We start from the raw sequence: 6181 nt of genomic DNA, 5'->3' as shown, positions 1-6181 counted from the left end.
CACCGATTGCCCTTGGGCTGGCACTTGTCGGTTCTCTGTTTTTGCTTTCAGGTGACTCTGCGCCGAGGTCTGCGCCAAAGCCTCCGCCTGTTGAGCCGCGGCCACACTGGGTGGATCCGCCGTGGGTGGAAGACGAGCCCACGCATCAGCCGACGCCGCAGGCTGATACGAATCCAGGTGCCGGCAACGGCAACGGCAACGGTACTGGTGCTGGCACCGGTGCCAGTGGTGGTGGTGGCGGTGGAAGGGTTTACCACCGGCTGCCGCAGCCGAAGCCGAAGCCGAAGCCGAAGCCCCGGATTCCACCGATGCCGCTGCCGCAGTTGAAGCAGCATGTGCCGGCGGGGCCGGTGTGGTCGGGGTCGTCGAATATTGCGCCGCCGCCGCCGCCGCCGGATGGTTGGTCGGCGGCGGGGAAGCCGCTGGATCCTGAGGACTGTGGGCCGGGGGTCTGTGCGGACTCGTTGCCGTCGGGGGATGGGGCGTCCGGGCAGGGCACGGACGGTAGCTGTGCGTCGGCGGGGGGTCCGTCGCCGCTGGCGATTGCCTGCCCGCCGGACGAGCCCGGGCCTGATCCGGCTGCGGGTGGTGCCGGCCGTTCATCTGGTAACGGCAACCCCCCCGCCCCGCCGACCTTCCCCGACGACGGAAACCCGAATCGTGATGATGATCTTGCTGTCAGGTTGCGGAAAGCGGTGCAAAATCGTTATCGTTCGATTACGGATCGTACGAGCCCTGAGTATCAGTCTATTCGGCAGCGTGGACCGGTGCTTACGGGAGTGATAGACAAACAAACAGGGGAAATCTTCTTCGGTCAAGATACTGGCATTCCTGAGCCGCTTTACCCTGATCTCCAAGCAAGGCTCAATGAATTTGAGGGGCCCTATGCGGCGGGGAAGGGTATCCCGGGTGCTCATTCTGAAATAAACGCACTCAATCAGGGTCTTTGGGCGAGGCCGGATGCTGACATCGAGGACTTCCTGATTTATAATCTACGTCTTCGGGGTGCTGAGCAGGGCATGCCGATTGCTCGGTGTCCTAACTGTGCGGTTCTAACTCGAGGCGCGGAGGAAATCCCATGAGTGGAAGCGATGAATCTGGCGTGGCGAGGGTAGAGGATTCGGAGCTCGATTTCGATGAAGATCTGATATACACTTATCGCGGTGTTCTTTTTACGGGTATTGGATATGAAGAGGTGTCCGGTCATGGACTCTCAGAGATTAGTTATCGCCAGGGTATGCAAGCGGGGCCTGCGAGGGACTGGTATCCATCGGGAGTTCTGAAGGGCGAGTCCTACTTCCGGGAGAACGTGCTCCACGGGCCGCTGCGGGAGTTCGACGAGGATGGGAACGTTCGATTTGAAGCTGTATATGAGTATGGAATTTTGGTCTCTTCTTTGCGAAGTGATGGTTCTGGAGCGGTAGTTGAATTCTCTGAAATTAGCGGTGACAGTCCGAACTTCTCGTTGTTGGAGCGATATCGTCGCGAAAGGGCATGGCCGACACGAGAAGAATGATCTGGAGTAAGTGTTCGGTGGACCCGTGGGATGTTGGTTAGGCGGGCGGATGACGGCTCTTCACAGCCGGCCAGAGACCGTGTTTAGTAGATGACGGTCCGCAACCGTAGTCTGTGACGGTGCGTGACCACCCTGGGGGTACAAAAGGGCGCACCCGTCCATCTGGAAAGATCGCGAATTGCTGAAGTCCGTGATCGCCAGAAGGCGGTGCGCTGTGTTCGAGGGTACGGGGTATGAGGTAGCCGCGGTGATGAAGCTGCCGGGGTTCAGGACCGAGCACCTGGAGTTCGAGGCGGACGGCACGCCGACGATGCACGTGGTCAGCGCGCCGGGAACGGTGCGCCGCTGCCCGGGCTGCGGGACTGAGTCGTGCCAGGTGAAGGAGCGCGTCGCACACACGGCGCGGCACTTCGCGATGATCCCGTTGCGGGTGACGCTGCACCAACAGACGCTGATCTGCGGAAACGAGGAGTGCCCGCGGGGAAGCTTCGTCGAGGACGTCGCGTTCACCGCGCCCGGCGGGCGGGTCACCCTGTCCGCGCTCGACACGATGGGCCACCTGGTCGGGGACGGTGTCGTCGCCGTCGACGTGGTCGCGCGCTGGGCGGGCATGTCCTGGCACACCATGCATGGCGGCTTCATCGCGATCGCCGAGCAGGCGGGCATCACGGTCACCGACCCGAGCTTCGCCGCCGAGGCGCTCGCCGAGGCGGTCCTCGCGAACGAGCAGCTCGCCGACCTGGACCTGGCCGACCCGGACCTGGGCGATGAGGTGGCGGGCGGGGCCCCGCCGGACCGGTGGCCCTCGAGACCACGGCGCTGGCCAGGGCCCTGGCGACGGAGGACCTCGCCGCCCCCGTGGGGCCTGACGGGGAGACGCGGGGATGGCTGCGTTCGGTGTTCGGCCCGCTGCCCGAGGTGCGGGTGCTTGGGATGGACGACCAGCGGCGCGGCCGTCGCCGCGCCCACACGGACGCCAGCACCGACCGGTGGGTCTCCGACGCCGACTGCTGGCAGACCGTGTTTATCGACTCGACCGGCGGCCACGGCCTGCTCGGTGCCGTCGAGGGCCGGCTGAAAAACCCCGTGATCGTCACAGATACTCGCCCAGCTGGCGGACTGGCGCGCCTCGATCTGGGCCATCATGATCGACATGTCGGGCTGCTACCGCGCCGCCGCCCGCGCGGCACTCCCACACGCGTTGATCGTCGCCGATCTGTTCTACGTGGCCCAGCTACTGAACACGATGGTCGATGACGTGCGGCGACGTAACACCCACCGGATGCGCGGCCGGCGCAGCCGCGCCGCCGACCTGGAGTACACGATCAAAAACCTGCTGCGGTTCGGGCCGCGGCGGTTCTGCGACCGCGGCCGCCGCAGGATCCTCGACACCCTCCCCGCGCTCCAGGACATCGACGGCGAGGCCGCCCACGAGCTGCGCGTTGCCTGGACCGCGAAGAACCTCCTGCTCGCGCTCGCCCCGTCCCGCACCGGACACGCGACCAGCCGCACCGACGTCGCCCGGGCCCTCTACCGCTTCTTCGACTATGTCACGACATTCGGCCGCGACATAGTCGAACTCGTCACCGCCGCCGAGACCATCTGTCAACGGTTCTCGAAAATTGACCCTCTGGGGGTCCGTACCAGCGGTGCCAGCGGTGCCAGCGGTGCCAGCGGTGGCGGTGGCGGTGGCGGCGGTGGAAGGGTTTACCACCGGCTGCCGCAGCCGAAACTGAAGCCGAAGCCCCGGATTCCACCGATGCCGCTGCCGCAGTTGAAGCAGCATGCGCCGGCGGGGCCGGTGTGGTCGGGTCGCCGAATATTGCGCCGCCGGATGGTTGGTCGGTGGCGGGGAAGCCGTTGGAGCTTGAAGAGTGTGCGCCGGGGGTCTGTGCGGATTCGTTGCCGTCGGGGGATGGGGCGTCCGGGCAGGGCACGGATGGTAGCTGTGCGTTGGTGGGGGTCCGTCGCCGTTGGCGACTACCTGTCTGCCTGCCGAGCCTGAACCTGATCCGGCTGCGGGTGGCAAGGGCCGCCCGCCCGGTGGCGGCAAACCCCCCGCCCCACCTATCTTCCCTGATGACAAGGGCGACGGAGATCAGCAGGGGTACAGTGACTCTGCCAACGCAGATACAGGTGCCGTCGGTACGTCACGCGTAGCCCGCGTCTTCTCATATTTCGGAAGGGATGTTGTGGATGAAGGTCGCATCGTCACAACACCGTATGGTAAAACCGATATTGACGTCGTACTACGAGATAAGACTTTCATCGAGGTGGGCGGTCCTGCAAAAGCGCAGAATCTAGCCAAATTCGGGCAGCAGCTCCAGCGTGTCGCGTGGGCTGCGAACAATGTTGGAGGCCGTGCCATGTTTATGTACGATTCCGGTACGCCGCAGAGCGCTATCGATCTCGCTATCAAATGGTTCGGCGCTGGTGGAGCGAGGCCGATTCCATGACGTCGCCTTGGACCTTCCGATACCTTCTTCCTTCCGGAGTCTTGTCCGCTGGTCGCATTGGCTTTTTACTTGCCGAGTTCGGTCGCGCCGGGTTCATCTCTCGGCGCGACGAGGACGGAGGCATCGTTTGTGTAGCAGGTGATGGTGCTGGAATACTTCATTTCGAGTCGATGCGTGGCGCAGTTCAATGGCTCGATGATACGGATGGTCTGATCGCATTAGAAAATGAGGATGGAATCGAAGTTTCTATATCGTTCCATCGAGCGCATGGGATCCTTCCGGTGGAGATCGTCGGACTTCCCGATAGCCCGCAGTTCGACGTTTGCGCTCTGGATATTGATACTTTCGTTCTGTCCGATGAGTATCGCGATCGGTCTTGGTCATATATCGACTCTCTTATCGGGGTCGTGGCATCTACGCTTAGCCCTTTATTCATCTATGGAATGGACGAGGATGCACTCGAAGTAACACGGTCGCTCCAGTGCATCCACCGACGTGTCTCTCAAGGGCGTATGCCTCCTGTATTGGCTTGGTTAACGGAAGTACCGGTAAATTCGCCCTTATCTGTGCAATTGGAGGCGATTGCTGCGGTATTGAACCGCCCGATTGTTATTCGAGATAAATATATAAGCCTGAGGTTGACCGAGAAGCCATGGACCTCAAGTCTTGCCTTGCTTGAGCGTGCTGGCGAGTTAGCTCGAAACACAACTCACGATTCCGGCTGTTGGCCATAGATGAAGCCGCGGGTTCACTGTTGACCATGGGTGGAGTAACGGATGTCGGGCCCTTGTGACATGACTGTGTGACTGATCGTTTTAGGAGGAACTGGGCGGAATCAAGGCTCTATCTACTAACTCGACTTTCGCTGTTACGCTGCGTCGAGTTCCCACGCTAGGCGGATGGTGTGGATTTCCTCGGGGGTCGGCTGGTCGGGGCGTGTGACCTGATATTTGGTGGCGATCAGTACCCGGCGCAGCTTGTCGATCATGTCGGCGGTGGAGGGGTTGGCCTTGGTGGTGTACCAGGGGGCCTGGTCGCGGTGATCGGCGACGTCGGTGGGGGTGTGACCGACGGTGGCGTACCACAGCATGGTGAGGGTCTGGCAGGTCAGGCCGAACGGGACGGTGCGCTCGACGGCGTGAGCGAGCCGGTTACGGGCCTTTCCCACCCCGATGAGCTGCTTCGCATCTTCGATTATGACTTCGATCGACCAGCGGGCGGCATACCGGTGAATGATCTCAGCCGGTCGGGTGAGGGTGTCGGTGGTGACCAGGGCGGTGTCATAGCCGCCGCGGGTGTGGGTGGTGGTCTCGCGCAGCAGGATGACGGTGACCGGTTGTGGGCCGAACGTGCCGTACCACAGGCAGCGCACGGTGGCGATGTTCACGGTGGTGGTCTGTCCGTATCGGCGCACCGGCAGCGGGGTGAACGGCAGCTGTGTGGCGAGCGCGGTCAGGCCCGGTAGCCGCGCTCCTTTGGACCGGGGCCGGCCCCTGCGGCTGGTGCGTGGTGGGGCCAGGTCGTACAGGGCGGCATCGACCCGCAGCCGGGTCGTCCAGGTCACCTGGGCGGGTAGGGCACGGAGCTCCTTGCCGGCGTAGGCGGCGTCGGCGACCACGTGCAGGCTGCGGTCGGGGAGCGCCGTGGCGAGCACCGCCATCAATGTAGATCAAATTCCCTTTCAGAGCTCGTCGAGGCACTTCCTGGGTGCAGGCACGGCTCTATCCTCTCAAAGGGCACAGTCTCTACCGAATCCAGGACGGTTCAATGCAACTCGATAGCTATTGCGTCACCTGACTTGATTGCCAAATTACCAGCACCGAATTTTAGGATAAAACCAACCAAATCGCCTACTTCATTATGCAAATCCTTCACATCTATTATTCCATCAAATCCCGCATCGCCAATTTTTGTCTCCAGCGGAGTGAATGTCCATGACTTTGGCGGCCAACACCATTCAGGAAGTTGAGGCCAAGCCCCCAGGGAGACCCTCAAAGTCCAGTCTGTTGCCGCTGTAAAAATGATCGATCCACCATCCCTGAAGACGAGTTCCACAGAATCCAAGGATGGCCCGAGATCAACGCTTTCACTCAGATAGAAAACCCCTTGCAGACTAACGACCTCTCGGCCGGATACCTCGCGCAATAGTTCCACGCCCAACCTCCGCTTTGATCATCACTTAAAGAATGGACTCGCGGCTTCGAACCAT

Annotated in this window: 9 protein-coding genes; 6 read left to right on the top strand and 3 right to left on the bottom strand. The window is 62.0% G+C overall.

Annotated features, from left to right (window positions below; translation table 11 throughout):
- Positions 1–250 precede the first annotated feature (250 nt).
- The gene (locus U9983_RS26140; protein ID WP_322756559.1) at positions 251–499 is read right to left on the bottom strand and encodes a hypothetical protein; all 249 of its coding nucleotides are present in this window, start codon (positions 497–499) and stop codon (positions 251–253) included.
- 196 nt (positions 500–695) lie between these two features.
- On the opposite strand from U9983_RS26140, the gene U9983_RS28195 reads away from it, so the two are divergent.
- The 6 genes from U9983_RS28195 (at position 696) to U9983_RS26110 (ending at position 4706) form a co-directional block, all read left to right on the top strand.
- A complete protein-coding gene (locus U9983_RS28195; RefSeq protein WP_416211554.1) occupies positions 696–1082 on the top strand; it encodes a YwqJ-related putative deaminase in 387 nt (128 codons plus the stop codon).
- Positions 1079–1516 (top strand): hypothetical protein, encoded by a 438-nt coding sequence (locus U9983_RS26135; protein WP_322756558.1) that lies wholly within the window; start codon positions 1079–1081, stop codon positions 1514–1516. Before U9983_RS28195 ends, U9983_RS26135 begins: the two co-directional genes overlap by 4 nt.
- Before the next feature lie 214 nt (positions 1517–1730).
- Entirely contained in the window at positions 1731–2594 is an 864-nt protein-coding gene (locus U9983_RS26125; protein WP_416211553.1) for a hypothetical protein, read from the top strand.
- A 21-nt stretch (positions 2595–2615) separates the two neighbouring features.
- Entirely contained in the window at positions 2616–3521 is a 906-nt protein-coding gene (locus U9983_RS26120) for a transposase (protein ID WP_322756560.1), read from the top strand.
- A 187-nt stretch (positions 3522–3708) separates the two neighbouring features.
- Complete coding sequence (locus U9983_RS26115) at positions 3709–3972, top strand: hypothetical protein (RefSeq protein WP_322756556.1); 264 nt, start codon at positions 3709–3711, stop codon at positions 3970–3972.
- Positions 3969–4706 (top strand): hypothetical protein, encoded by a 738-nt coding sequence (locus U9983_RS26110; protein WP_322756555.1) that lies wholly within the window; start codon positions 3969–3971, stop codon positions 4704–4706. The genes U9983_RS26115 and U9983_RS26110 overlap by 4 nt, the downstream gene beginning before the upstream one ends.
- 134 nt (positions 4707–4840) lie before the next feature.
- On the opposite strand, the gene U9983_RS26105 is transcribed toward U9983_RS26110, so the two are convergent.
- Complete coding sequence (locus U9983_RS26105; RefSeq protein WP_322756554.1) at positions 4841–5632, bottom strand: transposase; 792 nt, start codon at positions 5630–5632, stop codon at positions 4841–4843.
- 104 nt (positions 5633–5736) lie between these two features.
- Positions 5737–6126, bottom strand: a complete 390-nt coding sequence (locus U9983_RS26100; RefSeq protein ID WP_322756553.1) for a hypothetical protein — start codon at positions 6124–6126, stop codon at positions 5737–5739.
- Positions 6127–6181: the final 55 nt, after the last annotated feature.

Source organism: Protofrankia sp. Cas3 (assembly GCF_963555955.1).
Classification (GTDB): domain Bacteria; phylum Actinomycetota; class Actinomycetes; order Frankiales; family Frankiaceae; genus Protofrankia.
Note: the sequence above shows the minus strand (reverse complement) of the source record. Positions and strands in the feature narration are given on the sequence as shown.

What these genes read in the sequence shown, in the direction of transcription:
- U9983_RS26135 (WP_322756558.1), top strand. Translation starts at nt 1,079, where the DNA reads ATGAGTGGAAGCGATGAATCTGGCGTGGCGAGGGTAGAGGATTCGGAG.
- U9983_RS26105 (WP_322756554.1), bottom strand. Translation starts at nt 5,632, where the DNA reads ATGGCGGTGCTCGCCACGGCGCTCCCCGACCGCAGCCTGCACGTGGTC.
- U9983_RS26110 (WP_322756555.1), top strand. Translation starts at nt 3,969, where the DNA reads ATGACGTCGCCTTGGACCTTCCGATACCTTCTTCCTTCCGGAGTCTTG.